The sequence below is a fragment of the Pseudomonas sp. GW822-FHT06D10 genome (assembly GCF_058799535.1).
In genome coordinates, this window is record NZ_JBXALN010000001.1 from 1,183,468 (window position 1) to 1,200,222 (window position 16,755).

Below are 16,755 nucleotides of genomic sequence, written 5' to 3' on the forward strand. Positions count from 1 at the left end.
ATGCAGATCAACCTCAGCGACCTGCACCTCCTGCGCCCACTGTGGCTGCTGCTGATCATTCCCGGGGCCTTGCTGCCCTGGCTCTGGCAGCGCCGGCATGACCTGCAGGCTCGCCTGCGGGGCACCATTGCCCCACACCTGCTGACGCACCTGCTGGTCACCCCGCAGGACTCCCAGCGCCTGCGGCCGGTGCATCTGCTCAGCGCGCTGCTGGTGCTGGGCGCCCTGGCCGCTGCCGGCCCCACCTGGGAACAGGACCGCCCGGATTTCCTGCACAACCGCGCACCGCTGATCATCGCCCTCGACCTGTCCCCCTCGATGAACGCCAGCGACCTGCCGCCCAGCCGCCTGGAGGCCGCCAAGCACAAGCTGCAGCAACTGGTGCAGCAACGCCGTGGCGCCCGCACCGGGCTGATCGCCTACGCCGGCAGCGCCCACCTGGTACTGCCGGCCAGCGACGACCCGGCCTTGCTCGACAGCTTCATCCAGGCGCTGGGCAGCGAGCTGATCCAGCGCCCGGGCAAGGATGTGCTGGGGGTGATCCGGCAAGCCCAGCGCCTGCTCCAGGCCGAGCACAGCCCCGGCAGCCTGCTGCTGATCAGCGACGGCGCCGACACCTCGCAATTGGCGGCGATCAAACAGCAACTGGCCGGCAGCCCCTTGCAGGTACTGATCCTCGCGGCCGGCAGCAGCGACGGCGGGATCATCCGCGACGCCAGCGGCCAGCCGCTCACCGACAGTGACGGCCGCCCGCAACTGGGGCGTTTCGACAGCGCCGCGCTCAAGCAACTGGCCGCCGCCAGCGACGCGCCCCTGGGCAGCCTGACCCTGAATGACGACGACCTGGACTGGGTGCAGTTGCATGCCCAGCAGCATTTCACCGCGGCCAGCGCCCCCGACCGGCAACTGCAATGGAAAGACGCCGGCTACTGGCTGTGCTGGCCACTGCTGCTGTTGGCGTTCTGCTGCGTGCGCCGCGGCTGGAGCCTGAACTGGCTGGGTGCCCTACTGCTGGGCCTGGGCTTGAGCCTGCAAGCGCCGACGGCCCGGGCCAATACCTTGGCCGACGCCTTCTTCAGCGCCGACCAGCAAGGCCGCTGGGCCTTCGAACAAGGCCACTACCCGGCCGCCGCCGCGCTGTTCACCGACCCCTACTGGAAAGGCATCGCGGCTTATAAAGCGGCGGACTTCGACCTGGCCCTGGCCAGCTTCGCCCGCCTGGACAGCGCCGCGGCGTATTTCTACCTGGGCAATATCCATGTGCGGCGCTTCAAGTTCGACGAGGCCATCGCCGCCTATCAGCAAGCCCTGAAGTTGCAGCCCCGGTTTGCCGAGGCCCGCGCCAACCTGGCCCTGGCCCAGGCGCTGAAAAAAGACACCGAGAGCGCGCAGCAGAACGCCCCCGAGGTCAAGCCCGATGCCATCAAGTTCGACAAGCCTGCGGGCAAGGGCCAGAGCAAGAAGGTCGAGACCCAGCAGGCCGCCAGCGACGAGCTTTGGCTGCAGAACCTCAGCACCTCCCCGGCGGCGTTCCTGCGGCAGAAGTTCAGCCTGCAGGATCTCGACAACACCACGCCGCAGGTGACGCCATGAACCCTGTAGCGTTGAGAGGTCTGTGGGCAGTGACGCTTGGGTTGATGCTCTGGGGCTGGCAGGCGCTGGCGGCAGAGCCGCAGTTGCGGGTGCAGGCCCAGTTGCAGCCCGATACCTCGGTGATGGTCGGGCAAACCCTGCAGTTGCAGGTCGATGTGCTGACCAATACCTGGTTCACCCAGGCCGCGACCCTGCCGGAGCTGCAACTGCCCGGGGCCCTGGTGCTGGCACCCGACGGCGAAGCCGAGCACTTGAACCAGACCCTCGACGGGCAGCCGTTCTTCGGCATGCGCTACCGCTACCGGATCACCCCGCAACAGGCCCGCTCGTTCCAGATCCCGCCCCTGGTGGTGCGCGCCACCCCGGCCCAGGCCAGCGCCGAACAGTCGGCGCAGACCCCGCCCCTGGCCTTCAGCGCCAGCCAGCCGCCGGGCTTCGCCCCGGGGGAAACGGTGCTGGTGGCCGATGATCTGCGCCTGACCCAGACCCTGCGCTTGTCCACGACACCAGCGGCGGTGGGCGACACTCTGGTCCGCGAACTGACCCTGCAGGCCGACGGCCCGCCGGGGTTGTCCCTGCCGCCGCCGCACACGGCCGCCGTGGCCGGCCTGGAGGCCTACCCGGTGGCTCCGCGCATCAGCAACCTGGATGACGGTCGCGGGCATATCAGCGGTGGCCAGCGCATCGATCGCCTGAGTTTCAGGGTCCAGCGCCCCGGGCACTACCAACTGCCGGCGCTGCGGATCAAATGGTGGAACAGCCAGGCGCATCGGGCCCAGGTCAGCGAGTTGCCGGCCTTGAGTTTCGAGGCCACGGCCGCCAGCCGCTATCAACCGGTGTTTTCCATCCGCGACGATCTCCAGGCCCTGGGCCGGCAAAACCCCTGGCGCATTTCCCAGTACCTGGTCGGCCTGGCCCTGCTATTGGCGCTGAGCATGTTGGCTCTGTACCTGGGCCGCCCCTGGTGGCAACGCGGGCAGCAGGCCTGGCAACACTGGCGGGCCGCCCGCCAGGCTGCCAGGGAGCACTCCGCCGCCTGGGCCTGGGAACAGGTGCCGGGCCAGCTCAAGCAGCAGCCGCCGCAATTGGGTGCCCTGTACCTGTGGTGTCGGCGCAGCAGCGGCCGCCTCGATCTGGCCAGCCAGGGCCCGCGCCTGCGCGCCCTGCTGCAGGCCTGCTATGGCCCGGCGCCCCACGCCGGCGCGGCGCTGGAGCAACTGCGCCAGGCGCTGCCGGCGCTGCACGCCGAAGGTACGCCGCAAGCCCCTCCTCAAGGCCACGGCCTGCGCCCCCTCAACCCCCGTCACGAGAAGGATTTCCCATGACACTTCCAGCCCCCTGGCGCGTGCGCCACCTGCCCCTCCTGCTGCTGTTGCTGGCCGCCCCGCTGCTGGCCCTGGCCAACAGCGACCCCTTGCCCTCGTGGAAGGACGGCCCGAGCAAGCAGGGCATTCTCGCCTTCGTCCAGGCGGTGACCACCCAGGGCGGCCCGGACTACGTGAAACCCGCCGAGCGCATTGCCGTGTTCGACAACGACGGCACCCTGTGGAGCGAGCAGCCGGCCTATTTCGAGGTGCTGTTCGCCTTCGACGAAATCAAGCGCCTGGCGCCCCAGCACCCCGAGTGGAAGACCCGCCAGCCGTTCCAGGCCGTGCTCGAAGGTGATCACCAGGCCCTGGCCGCCAGCGGCATGCACGGCCTGCTGCAGATCATCGGCGCCACCCATACCGGCATCAGCAGCGAGGCCTTTATCGACAATGCCCGGCGCTGGCTGGCCGAGGCCCGCCACCCGAAGACCGGGCGGCCGTTCAACCAGATGATCTACCAGCCCATGCTGGAAATGCTCGACTACCTGCGCAGCCAGGATTTCAAGACCTACATCGTCTCCGGCGGCGACACCGCCTTCATGCGCGCCTTCGCCGAAAGCGCCTACGGCATCCCGCCGGAACAGGTGATCGGCAGCAACTTCGTCACCCAGTGGCAGTTCCAGGACGGCCAGCCGTCGATCCTGCGCACCGCCAAGCTGGCCCACAACGACGACGGCCCGGGCAAGCCGGAAAGCATCGACGGGATCATCGGCCGGCGCCCGCTGCTGGCTTTCGGCAACTCCGACGGCGACCTGCAGATGCTGCAGTGGACCGCCGCCGGCAGTGGCAAGCGGTTCATGGCCCTGGTGCACCACACCGACGCAGCGCGCGAGTGGGCCTACGACCGCAAGTCCCAGGTCGGGCGCCTGGACCAGGCCCTGGATCAAGCACAGCAGCACGGCTGGACGCTGGTGGACATGGCCGCCGAATGGCGGCGGATCTACCCCTTCGAGCCCCTGGCACCCGAGCAAGCGCAATGACCACAGGAGAAGCAACAACAGACGCAAGGCAGGACAGCACTCAACGTGGCTCGCCCCAGGCGAGCGAACCCGAAAAAGGAGCAAGTCAGATGACTCGCATACGCAAGTGGCTACCCAAGGCCGCCCTGGTGGCGACCGCGGTGATGGCGTTCTCGGCAACTGCCGGGGCGGCAGAGAAACCCAATATCCTGGTGATCTTCGGCGACGATATCGGCCAGACCAATATCAGCGCCTATTCCATGGGCGTGGTCGGCTACAAGACACCGAACATCGACCGCATCGCCAAGGAAGGCATGCTGTTCACCGACTACTACGCGGAGAACAGCTGCACCGCCGGGCGCTCTTCCTTTATTACCGGGCAGACGCCGCTGCGCACCGGGCTGTCCAAGGTGGGCATCCCCGGGGCCCCGGTGGGCCTGCAAAAACGCGACATCACCATCGCCCAGGCGCTGAAATCCCAGGGCTACGCCACCGGCCAGTTCGGCAAGAACCACCTGGGCGACCGGGATGAGTACCTGCCCACCGCCCACGGTTTCGACGAGTTCTTCGGCAACCTCTACCACCTCAACGCCGAAGAGGAGCCCGAGCGCCCCTACTGGCCCAAGGACGACCCGGACTTCGTCAAGGCCAACTCGCCACGCGGGGTGATCCACAGTTTTGCCGACGGCAAGATCGAGGACACCGGCGCCCTGACCAAGAAACGCATGGAGACCATCGACGACGAAACCACCGCCGCCGCCCAGGCCTTCATCGAGAAGCAGGCCAAGGCCGACAAGCCGTTCTTCGTCTGGATGAACACCACGCGCATGCACGTGTTCACCCATGTGCGCGAGTCCATGGCGGGCCAGAGCGGCATGCCCGGCAACGAATACGCCGACGGCATGGTCGAGCACGACAACGATGTGGGCAAACTGCTCAAGACCCTCGACGACCTGAAGATCGCCGACAACACCATCGTCGTCTACACCACCGACAACGGGCCCAACCAGTTCTCCTGGCCGGATGCAGCGACCACGCCATTTCGCAACGAGAAGAACTCCAACTGGGAAGGCGCCTACCGGGTGCCGGCGATGGTTCGCTGGCCGGGCAAGGTCAAGGCCGGGGAAGTCTCCAACGAGATGTTCTCGGGGCTCGACTGGTTCCCCACCCTGCTGGCGGCGGCCGGCGACAGCGGGGTCAAGGACAAGCTGCTCAAGGGCTGGGCCCCCACCACCGGTGGCGCCAGCTTCAAGGTGCACCTGGACGGCTTCAACCAGTTGCCCTACCTGACTGGCCAGCAGCCCAAGGGGGAACGCCACGAGTTCTACTACTTCAACGATGACGGGGTGCTGGTGTCGATGCGCTTCGACAACTGGAAAGTGGTGTTCTGCGAGCAGCGCCAGCCCGGCGGGTTCAGGGTCTGGAGCGAGCCGTTCGTATGCCTGCGGGTACCGAAGATCCTCAACTTGCGGATGGACCCCTACGAGCGGGCGGACGTGGTGTCCGACCAGTTCTATGACTGGAACACCAAGAATGTCTACCTGGCCGGGGTCGCGGTGACCAAGTCGGCGAAGTTCCTCGAGACCTTCATCGAATACCCACCGAGCCAGAAACCGGCGAGCTTCAGCATCGACCAGATCCGCGCCGCGGTGGATGCCAAGATCGCCGAGAAAATGAAGGCTCAACCGGCCCAATGACCCGACGCCGCCCGGCCCACCGGGCGGCCTCTCCCCCCACACAGCAGGCGTCGGCTTGCCGACGAAGAGGCCCGCAAGCCCTGCGTCATCCTCGCCAACGCCTTCGCTGGCAAGCCAGCTCCTACGGACGGGTACGCATATTCCCTGTAGGAGTCGGCTTGCCGACGAAGACGTCCGCCAGTCTTGTACTACGCTTGAGTCCGCATTCGCCGGGACTCCGGCACCTGCCCATCCGTAGGGCATTTCGATTTCTGCATAAGGCCATGGAACATGAGTTCTCCCCTCTCGCGGCCACACCTTGCCAGCCACGGCCTCGATACCCGCGCGCAGTGGTTTCCGGCACTGCTGTTATTTGTCTCCGGCGCTGCGGCGCTGATCTTCCAGGTGCTGTGGATCAAGCAACTGTCCCTGGTGGTGGGGGTCGAGGTCTATGCCATCACCACTGGTATCAGCGCCTTCTTCGCCGGGCTGGCCCTGGGCGGCTGGCTGTTCGGCCGCCTGGCCGACCGGGTGGCCAATCCCTGGCGCCTGTACGCGCTGCTGGAATTGCTGGTGGCGCTGACGGCCGTGGGCGCGACCCTGGCCCTGGCCGGCGCCGCCGCACCCTTCGCTGAACTGGCCCTGCACCTGGGCCTGCTGGCCTGGGGCCTGCCACTGCTGCTGGTGGGCGCCCCGGCGGTGCTGATGGGCGGCACCCTGCCGGTGCTGGTGCGAGCCCTGGCGGCCGACCCGGGGCAACTGGGCCGCGCCGGTGGCAGGCTGTACGCAGCCAACACCGCCGGGGCAATTGCCGGCACCCTGCTCAGCGCCTTTGTGCTGATTGCCACCCTCGGCGTGCGCGGCAGCGCCCTGGCCGCCGCGCTGCTGAACCTGCTGGCGGCCCTCGGTGCCCTGGCCCTGCAACAACAGCAGGTCCTGCCCGCCAGCGCGCCGGCAAAGCTGGCCCGCAACCCGCGACCGGCACGCCTGGCCCTGCTGCTGTACAGCCTCGCCGGCGGCGTGGCCCTGGGCTACGAGGTGGTCTGGTCGCAGTCCATCGTGCCGTTCATGAGCACCCGCACCTACGCCTTTGCCGTAGTGCTGGCCACCTACCTGGGCGGGCTGTTCCTGGGCAGTAGCCTGATGGCCCCGCGGGCCGACCGGGTGCGTGATCCCTGGGGCCTGTTCGGCCTGCTGATTACCGGTGCCGGGCTGCTGGCCCTGCTGGAAATGGCGCTGCTGGGGCGCTGGCTGATCCTCGCCCAGACCCAGGTCGAAGCCCTCATCCTCAGCCTGGGGGGCAGCCCGCTGCTGGGCATGAGCGGGCGCTTTGCCGTGGCCGCGCTGTGCATCGTGTTCGTGCCCACCCTGCTGCTGGGGGCGGCCTTTCCCCTGGCCCTGCGCCTGTGCTGTGACGGCCGCGCAGTGGGCCGCGACGTTGGCGCCGTGCTGGCCTGCAACACCCTGGGCGGGATCATTGGCGTGGCCCTGTGCGGCTTCGTGCTGATCCCCTGGCTGGGGCTGGTGCGCACCCTGGGGCTGCTGGCGCTGATCGCAGCGCTGGTGGGCCTGCTTGCCGTGCGCCAGGGCCCCGGGGTGAACAAGGGCCGGCGCCAGGGGGTGATTGCCCTGGGGCTGCTGTCCCTGGCCGTGGCCCTGCTGACCCCGCCCCAGCGCCTGGCGCAACTCCTGCCCGGGGCCCGCCACGCCGAACTGAGTTTCTACCAGGAAGGCCGCGGCGCCACGGTGGCGGTGGTGACCCAGGGCCAGCCCGAGCGGCGCTTCCATCGCCTGTATATCCAGGGCGTGTCGAACACCGGCGATGCCATGCCGTCACTGCGCTACATGCGCATCCAGGCCCTGCTGCCGCTGCTGATCCACAACGGCGAGCCGCGCTCGGCGCTGGTGATCGGCTTCGGCACCGGGATCACCGCCGGGGCCCTGCTGCGCTACCCGGGGCTGGAACAGCGGGTGGTGGCGGAATTGCTGCCGGCGGTACTGGACGCCGCGCCGCTGTTCCAGGGCAGCTTCAATGCCGCCAGCGACCCGGGCATTCAGATCCGCCTGCAGGACGGGCGCCAGGCACTGCTGCGCAGCCCGCAGAACTATGACCTGATCACCCTGGAACCGCCGCCGCCCTCCGCTGCCGGGGTGGTCAACCTGTACTCCCGGGACTTCTACCAACTGGCCGCGCGGCGCCTCAACACCCAGGGCCTGGTGGCCCAGTGGCTGCCCCTGCCGACCCAGAACACCGAAGACTCCCGCGCCCTGGTGCAGAGCTTCCTCGAGGTCTTCCCCTACGCCACCCTGTGGACCAGCGAGTTCCACGAGATGCTGCTGGTGGGTTCCCCGGACCCCATCGAGCTGGACGCGGCCAGGATCGAGCGGCGCTTTGCCCAGGACAGCGTGCGCAGCGCCCTGGGGGAAGTCGGGGTCAATTCCGCCCAGGCGCTGCTGGCCACCTGGGTCAGCGACCGCGACGGCCTGCAGCGCTTTGCCGGCGATGCCCCGGCGGTCACCGATGACCGGCCGCGCATCGAGTACGCACCCTGGGTGCGGCCAAGGGAGATCAACCGGGTTCTGCCGGAGCTGCTGAACCTGCGCCATCCACCGGTGCTGGTGAATGTCAGCCCCGAGTTTCGCCAGCGGATGAACCAGGAAAGCCGCAACCTGATGCAGTTCTACCGCGCCAGCCTGCACGCCTATGAGGGCGACCGCGAAGCCTGGGCCCGGGAGATCCGCGAACTGCTCCAGGTGGATGGCGGCAACCCCTACTACCGCTGGTTCGTCGGCCAGTGAGCTGAAGCGCCCATCCCGGGCCGTTGCATGCGGCCTGGGACTTTTTTTCAGGAAACCGGTAGGGTGCGCAGTTTCAGCGCGCCACTGCCCGGGCGCGGCGGTCTTTCATGGAGTCGTACCGCCCAATGAGTTGCTGGACCCTGCTCGGCCTGCCGGCCACCGCCGATACCCGCACCATCAAACGCCACTACGCCAGGCTGCTCAAGCAGACCCGCCCGGATGAAGACCCGGTGGCGTTCCAGCGCCTGCGCGAAGCCTATGAATCGGCGCTGGAGCAAGCCCGGTGGCTGGGCATGCAGGAGCAGGAGCCACACCCGAGCGAAGACCCGATGCCGCTGGCCGGGCAGGCGCCGCAGGGCCCAAAGCCGCTGTCGCCGGCGCAGCGAGTCGCCCCCTTGCTGGAGGGCATCCGCATCGAGCAACTGGACCTGCGCTATCAGCAGGCGATCCAGAGCGACTGCCTGCTGGAGTTCGAGCTGGGCCTGTTGCGCGACTGCGTGGAACGCCCGGACCAGTCGCAACAGCTGCTGGCCTGGGCCTTTGCCACGTTCCACTGGCTCAGCGCCTGGCAGCGCCTGGAACTGCCGGAGTACCTGATCGATGCATTGCTGGAACAGTGCCAGGAAAAGCTCTTGCAGCCCCTGCAGGACGCCCTGGCCCAGCGCGACGACCAGGCTCTGCTCCAGGCCTACGCGCAACGCCAGCAGCAGCCCTGGCTGAACAGCCTGGACCAGGGCCAGTGGTTCAACCTGCAACTGGTGGAGCTGCTGCTCAACAGCCCCTACTGGTCCAGCCCGGGGTTCGCCGCGGTGTGTGCCGGCCAGGGCTGGCACAACGGTGCGGACAACGCCTGTCCGGCGCTGGAATGGGAGCGCCTCAAAGCCCGTGACGAAGCACCGGTATTCATTGCCCGCCAGCAGGCCCTGGCCACCCAGGCGCCGGCCAGCCCGCAACAGCGCGCCGCCTACCTGCTGCTGGCGCCCATCAGTTTCACCCGCCGGCGCAACTTCGCCCGGCGCCTGCGCCCCGATGACTGGGCCTGCTGCCGCCAACTGAGCTCGCGGCTGCACGCCAATCACCCCGAGGTATCGGCCGGCATGCCCGGCGGCACGCCGTTCTTCTGGCGCGACTGGGAGTTCGCTTTCAACGCCTGGCCCATGTACCTGGGCATTGTCCTCGCCTGCCTGGCGGGGGCCGTGGCCCGCTATGCGCCGCAAGCCGGCAGCCTGGGGGAAATCATTGGCGTGACGCTGTTCTGGAGCACCTGTTTTGCCGGCGCCGGGGCCCTGCTGGGGTGGCTCTGGCAGCCTCTGGCTCACCGCCTCTGGGTACGCGACCAGGCACTCGGCGCACGCCTGCCGCACTGGCTCGACCCGGATCGTGAGGTGCTGGTCCTGCGCGACCTGCTGCCGGCCCTGCTGATCAGCGGTGCCCTGGGATATTTCTGCGGCTCGGTCAGCGCCGCCACTTACCTGGCCGTGCTGCTGGGGGTGGCGAGCCTGCGGCGCCGCGAACTCAAGGCCCAGGCTTCCTGGGAAAAACCCGCTCCCTGGCGCCGGCGGCTGTTGATCGGCCTGGGCTGCATGGTGCTGGTGGCAGGCCTGGGCAGCCTCCAGCTGTTCACCAGCCAGCGCGCGCTCAACCCCAACCAGGGCCTGCAGCAATGGAGCGAACGCCTGTGCGCGCGCATGCCCGCCAATGCCGAGGGCTGCGCGGCCCCGGCCACCGCCCGCCAGTGGTACGGCCAGGAGGGGCAGCCATGAACCCCAATTGGTTGCTGCCCATCGGCCTGGTTCTGGGGTTGACGCTGGTCGGCCTGGCCGGGGCCAGCAAGCCCCTGGGGCGCCTCGACCTGTGGCTGGACCACCAGGACAGCCCGAGCACCGCCCAGGCCAATGCCCTGGCACCGATCGTCAATTGCATGAACCAGGTGGATGTACCCTGGCGCCTGGCCCACCAGGCCTTCATGGCCGAGGGTGCGCCCCGGGCCAAGGCGCCCGAAGCCTACGACCTGTATGCCTACAGCCACCAGGACATCGACGCGCTGTACCGCCTCAACTGCCCCGGCAGGATCACCGATAAATTGCAGGTCCTGGCCCCGGACAGCCCTTTGCTCCCCGCCACCGTGCGCTATCTGCAAGTGCTCGGGCCCTTCGCGGCCCTCACCAAGGATTCCTTCATGCGCAAAATGGGCATCGGGCGGCCCCTGACCGAGGCGCAACTGGATGAGTTTGCCCGCCAACTGGCGCAACAGAGCGAGGCTTACCTGGAAGCTTCCAATGCCGTGCGCCGGCTGCTCCCGGCCCTGGATATCGAACCGCGCAGCCAGCAACTGCTGCGCCTGGAGCAACGCCTGGGGCGCAATGCCCACTGGGCATTGCTCGATTACATGATCCAGGCCCGCAGCACTGTGGAGTTTGTCGAGGCAGGCGTACGCCAGCAAAGCCTGACCCCGGACCAACTGACGCAGGTCACCCGGCAGTTGCGCCAGACCTGGGACGCTCGGCAGCAGTACCTGAAAACAGGCCAGCCGGACAAGAACACCGAGCAGGTGCTGTACCTCTGGCAACTGATCGCCCAGCCCGGCGAACAGTACCTCAAGGCGCTGGACACCCTGCACCGCGACTGGCAGCAACATGCCGAGCCGCAACGCCTGAGCGACGACTACCACGCAGTGACCCAGGGTTACGACCAGATGCTCTACCACTACAACAAACTGGCGCGCAGCCAGTACTGAAACCGAACGATGGCCGCGGCACCTTTCAAGATGCCGCGGCCATCAACGGTCGGTCACTTTTTCTTCAGTTGCAGGTAGGACTGGTGCATGTCATAGGCCCAGCCGTCGATGACGTTCTTCACGTCGCTGGCCTGCATCACCTGGGTGTCGTTTTCCAGGGGCTTGCCGGTGCCTTTGCGGACCACTTCGGCAATCACCGCGTGGGTGCTGCCATCCAGGAACGCCGCCTCGGTGGCCAGGGTGGTTTCCTGGTCGCGGATGCCACTGGCGGTGCTCACCGCCGCCGCCACCAGGGCCACGGGAATGATTTCATAGGGCTTCAGGCCCTCGGTCTTGCTGGTGACTGCGGTAATCGCCGCGCGCACCACGATCACTCCCGGGCCCGGGCCGGTGGCCAGTGGCAGGGATTTGCTCACCTCGCGCTGCAGTGCCTGGTCGTAGTAACGGGTGATGGCGGTCAGGGTGCTCTGGGGGATCTTCGCCGTCGGCTGCGGCTGCGGGTAGAACTGGGTCGGTTCGATGTACACGCTGCTGTAGTTGCTCAGCTTGAGCTTGGGATCGATCCAGCGCATCACCTCCACGCCGGAGGGCGACTTGGCTTCCTTGAGCTGGCTGTAGTCGCTGAGAAACCCGGAGTACTCGTCAGGCTGGGGCACTTTGCTGGAACAGCCCACCATCCCGAGGGTGGCAAGGCACAGCGTGCTGAGGGTCAGAGCAAGCTTCATGTGTAACTCCTGTAGGTGCAGCAGCCAGGGACTGGCTAGGGGAAATTAAGGTATAGCCAAAAGCCGGCGCTTTGCCCCGCCGGCGCGGGTTGTTTGTCACGGCTTGCGGGCTGATTCACAGCCCGGATTTGACAGACCGGCAGCTGCCGTCAAAGCTCCATCGAGCCTGAGAGTGCCGATCAAGGCACCGCATTCTGGATACGGACGTCGCAATGCCCAAGCCGAAGAAGAGTAACCCACGCCCGACACCCCCTGCTTCAACTGCACCTTCGCCCCACCGCTATCTGTTCCCCTTCGGCGCCCTGCTGTTGCTGCTGGTGCTCGGCGGGCTCGTCTGGTTCCTGCTGGCCGAACCGCCCCGGCTGGCGGCGCCGCAGGTGGCTGCGGCCCCGCCCCCCGCCCAGCCCAAGGCCGTGCCGGCGCTACCGGCCGCCCAGTACGTCGATGAACAGGCCTGCCAGGGTTGCCACCAGGCCCAGGCCAGGGACTGGCAAGGCTCGCACCATCAACTGGCGATGCAGGAGGCCAACCCGCAGACGGTGCTGGGCAATTTCAATGAACAGCGTTTCAAGGCCGAAGGCGAAAGCACCCGGTTGTTTCGCCGCGGGACCGAGTTCTGGGTCAACACCCCCGGAGCCGACGGCAGGCCCGCGGACTTCAAGGTGGCCTACACCTTCGGCATCGAGCCCTTGCAGCAATACCTGATCGAGGTCGGCCAGGGACGCCTGCAGGCCCTGGGCGTGGCCTGGGATACCCGCAAGCAGCAGTGGTTCCACCTGTATCCGGGCCAGGGCGTTAACTTCAAGAACCCGCTGCACTGGAGCAAGCCCAGCCAGAACGCCAACTTCATGTGTGTGGAATGCCATACCACCGGCTACCAGCGCAATTTCAGCGCCAGCCAGGAGCGCTTCGACAGCCGCTGGAACAGCCTCGGCGTTGGCTGCCAGGCCTGTCACGGCCCGGCCTCCAACCATCTGCAGGCCACGGCCAGCAAGGCCACCCTGGCCAACGCCGGCTTCGCCGTGGACCTCAAGGCCGCAAGCGCCACCCAGGAGATCGAGACCTGCGCCCGCTGCCACGCCCGGCGCGCGCCCCTGGGCGACGGCTACCACGTCGGCCAGCGCCTGATGGATGACTACCTGCCCAGCGCCCTGACCCGGGAGCTGTACGCCCTGGACGGCAAGATCAAGGACGAGGTGTTCGAATACGGCTCCTTCGCCCAGAGCAAGATGTTCGACAAGGGGGTGCGCTGCAGCAATTGCCACAACCCCCACAGCACCCAGCTCAAGGCCCCGGGCAACGCCGTATGCCTGCAATGCCACAACCCCGCCGGCAAGAGCGCGGCAGCCGGCATCGACGGGCGCGGGTTGCAGGCCAAGGATTACGATTCCCCCGACCATCACCGGCACCCCCCCGGCCAGCCCGGTGCGCAATGCGTGGACTGCCATATGCCGGGCAAGGTCTACATGGGCAATGACTATCGCCATGACCACAGCTTCAGCCTGCCCAACCCGCTGCGGGCGCAGAAGCTTGGCACGGCCGATGCCTGCCTGAGCTGCCACCAGGGGCAACAGGCCGGCGAACGCATCAGCCGGCAGTTCCAGTTATGGACCGCCAACAGCCCACCCCAGCCACCACGCTACGACGACAGCCTGTGGTTGATCCGCGGCGGCCACCCAGGAGCAGCCCAGGCGTTGCAGGAACAACTGCAGCGCAGCGATCTGCCACCGATCCGGCGTGCCACCCTGCTGGCCGAGCTGGCCAACTATCCCAGTGCCCAGGCACTGCAACTGGCTACCCAGGCCCTCGGGCATGCGGACCCCCAGGTGCGCGAAAGCGCGGTGCGAGCCACCAGCGCCCTGGTGCCGCCAGCCGAACGTGGCCCGCTGCTGGTGCCCCTGCTGCAAGACCCGGTCAAGGCCGTGCGGATCACCGCGGCTCGCGACCTGCTGGGCGCCGCGCGCAGTGGCCTGGGCCCGGCTCAAGGGGCCTGGGACAAAGCCCTTGGCGAATATGAAGCGGTGCAGTTGAGCCTCGTGGAGCGGGCCGAAGCCAACCTCAACCTGGCCATGCTCTACCAGGCCAGCGGGCGCGGTGCCGAGGTCGAACCCTACCTGCGCGCAGCCTTGCGCCGCGACAGCGACTTCTTCCCTGCCCTGGTGACCCTGGGGCAGTGGCTGGAAGCCAATGGCCGCAGCCAGGAGGCGCAGCAACTGCTGGCCCAGGCCCTGCAACAGCACCCGGAGTCGGCGCTGCTGCAGCACACCCGGGGCCTGAGCCTGATTCGTGGGGGCGACACTGCCCGGGCCATGGCCGCCTTGAAAAAGGCCGCCGAGCTGGAACCGCAGAATCCTCAGTACGCCTATGTGCTGGCAGTGGCCCTGCACGACAGTGGCCAGCAGGACGCTGCCAACCGTCAGTTGCAAGCGCTGCTGCAGCGCCAGCCGACCCAGCGCAATGCGCGCCTGAGCCTGATCCAGTACTACCTGGAGAGCGGCCAGGAACCCAAGGCCCAGGCACTGATGCAGCAATGGAAGCAGCTCAACCCCGGGGACCCGGCGTTGCAATAGGCAGGGTGGCAAGGAGGGCTCGGTTACCCGAGCCCCACTAAAACCAATCAAACAGGATTAACTATCAATTTTAATCTATTGATTTTAAACGACAATTTATTCTAGAAATTACATTAACCAGCGCAACCGCGCGCCACCTTCAGCGCCGACGGAACAGCGGTCGCGGCTCGATCACCGAGCGGCCATAGAGCACGCTCATCCCCGCCAACCCTTTGAGTGCGTCCAGCGCGCACTTGTCTTCACGCACGGCAAAGCTGTCGAAACCGCATTGGCGCATATGGCTCAACTGGTCGCGCAGCACATCGCCAATCGCTCGCAATTCGCCCATCCAGCCCAGGCGGGTACGCAGCAGGTAGGCCTGGCTGTAACCCCGGCCATCACGAAAGCTGGGGAAGTCCACGGCGATCAGCGGGATCAGCTTGAGCCAGGGCTTGAGGCTTTCCACCTCGTCGTCCGGACCTATCCATACGCCGTCCCGGGCCGGGTGATGCTCGATGCGGCGCATCAGCCACAGGGCCAGGGGCAGAATTAGCGGCCCGTCCGGCAATGCGTCGTCGACCCCGCGCACCAGGCTCCAGGCATCGTCTTCCACACGTTGGGCTTCGCCTTCGTGCAAACGCAGCAGGTTGTTCATGCCAGCGCCTCCAGGGCCTTGGGATAGACCCGCTCCTTGAACGGCTCCAGGCCGATGCGCTGCAGGGTCTCGACGAAGGGTTCGTCGCTTTCCCGGTAGCGTACGAAGGTGGCGATGATGCGTTCGATCACCTCGGGGATTTCCTCGGCGCTGAAGGACGGGCCTATCACCTTGCCCAGGGCGCTGTCACGGCCCTTGGCCCCGCCCAGGGTGACCTGGAACCACTCGCTGCCGTTCTTGTCGACGCCGAGGATGCCGATATTGCCGATGTGGTGATGGCCGCAGGCGTTCATGCAGCCGGAAATGTTCAGGCTGATGTCCCCCAGGTCGTGGAGGTAGTCCAGGTCGTCGAAGCGCTGCTGGATGGCCAGGGTAATGGGGATCGAACGGGCGTTGGCCAAGGCGCAGAAGTCACCGCCCGGGCAGGCGATGATATCGGTCAGCAACCCTGCGTTGGCGGTCCCCAGGCCATGCTCGCAGGCCCGCTGCCAAAGCTCGAACAGGCGCGACTTGGGCACATCCGGCAGGACGATGTTCTGTTCGTGGGCAATGCGGATCTCGCCAAAGCCGTAGTCCTCGGACCAGTCGGCCACCGCTTCCATCTGCTGGCCGGTGACGTCACCGGGTGGCGAGGCCGGGCCCGGCTTGGTCGACAGCACCACGCAGGTGTAGCCCGGCACCTTGTGCGGGTGCACGTTGCGCGCCACCCAGCGGGCGAAGGCCGGGGACTCGGCCAGGTGGCTGCCGTACTCCAGGTCGGTGTCCGCCAGGCGCTCGTAGATCGGCGGCACAAAGGCGCTGGCCACCCGCTGGAATTCGTCCTCGGTGAGCTGCGCCGGGCCGTCCCTGAGGTGCTGCCACTCCTCCTCCACTTCCCTGGCGAAGGCCTCGATGCCCAGGGCCTTGACCAGGATTTTGATCCGCGCCTTGTACTTGTTGTCCCGCCGGCCGTAGCGGTTGTAGACCCGCAGCACCGCTTCGACATAGGACAGCAAGTGCTGCCAGGGCAGCCCGTCGCGGATCTGCAGGCCGAGGATCGGCGTGCGCCCCAGGCCGCCGCCGACTATCACCCGCAGGAGCATCTCGCCGTTGCGGGCACGGTAAAGATAGAGGCCGATGTCATGCATCATGATCGCCGCGCGGTCCTGCTTGGCCGAGCAGATGGCGATCTTGAACTTGCGCGGCAGGAATAGGAATTCCGGGTTGATGGTGGACCACTGGCGCAGGATCTCCGCCAGGGGGCGCGGGTCCAGGTATTCGTCGCCGGCCACCCCGGCAAAGGCTTCGGTGGTGATGTTGCGCACACAGTTGCCGGAAGTCTGGATGGCGTGCATCTCCACTTCGGCCAGGCGCTGCAGGATATCCGGCACCTGGGCCAGCTCGATCCAGTTGAACTGCAGGTTCTGCCGGGTGGTGAAGTGGCCGTAGCCGCGGTCGAAGTCCCGGGCGATGCTGGCCAGGGTACGCATCTGCCGGGCGCTGAGGGTGCCGTAGGGAATCGCCACCCGCAGCATGTAGGCGTGCTTCTGCATATACAGGCCGTTCTGCAGGCGCAGGGGCAGGAACTCCTCCTCGCTCAGTTGGCCGCCCATGAAGCGCTCGACCTGGTCGCGAAACTGCGCCACCCGCTCAAGCACCAGGGCCCGGTCATAGTCGTCGTACTGATACATGTCCCTACCTCATCGAAGCTGATCG

Annotated in this window: 11 protein-coding genes; 8 read left to right on the top strand and 3 right to left on the bottom strand. The window is 67.2% G+C overall.

Features of this window, described 5'->3' with window-relative positions; translation table 11 throughout:
- From AC1RL5_RS05085 to AC1RL5_RS05115, 7 genes are all read left to right on the top strand, one after another.
- Positions 1–1,593 carry a VWA domain-containing protein gene (locus AC1RL5_RS05085; RefSeq protein WP_492588855.1) on the top strand — a complete coding sequence of 531 codons (1,593 nt, stop codon included), beginning with the start codon at positions 1–3 and terminating at the stop codon, positions 1,591–1,593.
- Positions 1,590–2,918, top strand: a complete 1,329-nt coding sequence (locus tag AC1RL5_RS05090) for a BatD family protein (RefSeq protein ID WP_492588853.1) — start codon at positions 1,590–1,592, stop codon at positions 2,916–2,918. The genes AC1RL5_RS05085 and AC1RL5_RS05090 overlap by 4 nt, the downstream gene beginning before the upstream one ends.
- A complete protein-coding gene (locus AC1RL5_RS05095; RefSeq protein WP_123430842.1) occupies positions 2,915–3,940 on the top strand; it encodes an HAD family hydrolase in 1,026 nt (341 codons plus the stop codon). Before AC1RL5_RS05090 ends, AC1RL5_RS05095 begins: the two co-directional genes overlap by 4 nt.
- A gap of 89 nt (positions 3,941–4,029) precedes the next feature.
- The gene (locus tag AC1RL5_RS05100) at positions 4,030–5,616 is read left to right on the top strand and encodes an arylsulfatase (RefSeq protein WP_011061132.1); all 1,587 of its coding nucleotides are present in this window, start codon (positions 4,030–4,032) and stop codon (positions 5,614–5,616) included.
- A 270-nt stretch (positions 5,617–5,886) separates the two neighbouring features.
- Positions 5,887–8,394, top strand: a complete 2,508-nt coding sequence (locus tag AC1RL5_RS05105; protein ID WP_492588852.1) for a spermidine synthase — start codon at positions 5,887–5,889, stop codon at positions 8,392–8,394.
- A 125-nt stretch (positions 8,395–8,519) separates the two neighbouring features.
- Positions 8,520–10,157 carry a molecular chaperone DnaJ gene (locus AC1RL5_RS05110; protein ID WP_492588850.1) on the top strand — a complete coding sequence of 546 codons (1,638 nt, stop codon included), beginning with the start codon at positions 8,520–8,522 and terminating at the stop codon, positions 10,155–10,157.
- Positions 10,154–11,131 carry a DUF3829 domain-containing protein gene (locus AC1RL5_RS05115; RefSeq protein WP_072450512.1) on the top strand — a complete coding sequence of 326 codons (978 nt, stop codon included), beginning with the start codon at positions 10,154–10,156 and terminating at the stop codon, positions 11,129–11,131. The genes AC1RL5_RS05110 and AC1RL5_RS05115 overlap by 4 nt, the downstream gene beginning before the upstream one ends.
- A gap of 53 nt (positions 11,132–11,184) precedes the next feature.
- On the opposite strand, the gene AC1RL5_RS05120 is transcribed toward AC1RL5_RS05115, so the two are convergent.
- Complete coding sequence (locus AC1RL5_RS05120) at positions 11,185–11,856, bottom strand: DUF3313 domain-containing protein (RefSeq protein ID WP_011061129.1); 672 nt, start codon at positions 11,854–11,856, stop codon at positions 11,185–11,187.
- 212 nt (positions 11,857–12,068) lie between these two features.
- On the opposite strand from AC1RL5_RS05120, the gene AC1RL5_RS05125 reads away from it, so the two are divergent.
- Positions 12,069–14,426 carry a tetratricopeptide repeat protein gene (locus AC1RL5_RS05125; protein WP_492588848.1) on the top strand — a complete coding sequence of 786 codons (2,358 nt, stop codon included), beginning with the start codon at positions 12,069–12,071 and terminating at the stop codon, positions 14,424–14,426.
- 139 nt (positions 14,427–14,565) lie between these two features.
- Here AC1RL5_RS05125 and AC1RL5_RS05130 read toward each other — a convergent pair whose 3' ends face one another.
- Both AC1RL5_RS05130 and AC1RL5_RS05135 read right to left on the bottom strand, forming a co-directional pair.
- Positions 14,566–15,060 (bottom strand): DUF934 domain-containing protein, encoded by a 495-nt coding sequence (locus AC1RL5_RS05130; protein ID WP_011061127.1) that lies wholly within the window; start codon positions 15,058–15,060, stop codon positions 14,566–14,568.
- Positions 15,057–16,730 carry a nitrite/sulfite reductase gene (locus AC1RL5_RS05135; RefSeq protein ID WP_011061126.1) on the bottom strand — a complete coding sequence of 558 codons (1,674 nt, stop codon included), beginning with the start codon at positions 16,728–16,730 and terminating at the stop codon, positions 15,057–15,059. Before AC1RL5_RS05135 ends, AC1RL5_RS05130 begins: the two co-directional genes overlap by 4 nt.
- Between the last annotated feature and the right edge of the window lie 25 nt (positions 16,731–16,755).

Bases quoted from the DNA above. Each gene is read 5' to 3' on its own strand.
- AC1RL5_RS05085 (WP_492588855.1), top strand. From the start codon at position 1: ATGCAGATCAACCTCAGCGACCTGCACCTCCTGCGCCCACTGTGGCTG.
- AC1RL5_RS05090 (WP_492588853.1), top strand. From the start codon at position 1,590: ATGAACCCTGTAGCGTTGAGAGGTCTGTGGGCAGTGACGCTTGGGTTG.
- AC1RL5_RS05095 (WP_123430842.1), top strand. From the start codon at position 2,915: ATGACACTTCCAGCCCCCTGGCGCGTGCGCCACCTGCCCCTCCTGCTG.
- AC1RL5_RS05100 (WP_011061132.1), top strand. From the start codon at position 4,030: ATGACTCGCATACGCAAGTGGCTACCCAAGGCCGCCCTGGTGGCGACC.
- AC1RL5_RS05105 (WP_492588852.1), top strand. From the start codon at position 5,887: ATGAGTTCTCCCCTCTCGCGGCCACACCTTGCCAGCCACGGCCTCGAT.
- AC1RL5_RS05110 (WP_492588850.1), top strand. From the start codon at position 8,520: ATGAGTTGCTGGACCCTGCTCGGCCTGCCGGCCACCGCCGATACCCGC.
- AC1RL5_RS05115 (WP_072450512.1), top strand. From the start codon at position 10,154: ATGAACCCCAATTGGTTGCTGCCCATCGGCCTGGTTCTGGGGTTGACG.
- AC1RL5_RS05120 (WP_011061129.1), bottom strand. From the start codon at position 11,856: ATGAAGCTTGCTCTGACCCTCAGCACGCTGTGCCTTGCCACCCTCGGG.
- AC1RL5_RS05125 (WP_492588848.1), top strand. From the start codon at position 12,069: ATGCCCAAGCCGAAGAAGAGTAACCCACGCCCGACACCCCCTGCTTCA.
- AC1RL5_RS05130 (WP_011061127.1), bottom strand. From the start codon at position 15,060: ATGAACAACCTGCTGCGTTTGCACGAAGGCGAAGCCCAACGTGTGGAA.
- AC1RL5_RS05135 (WP_011061126.1), bottom strand. From the start codon at position 16,730: ATGTATCAGTACGACGACTATGACCGGGCCCTGGTGCTTGAGCGGGTG.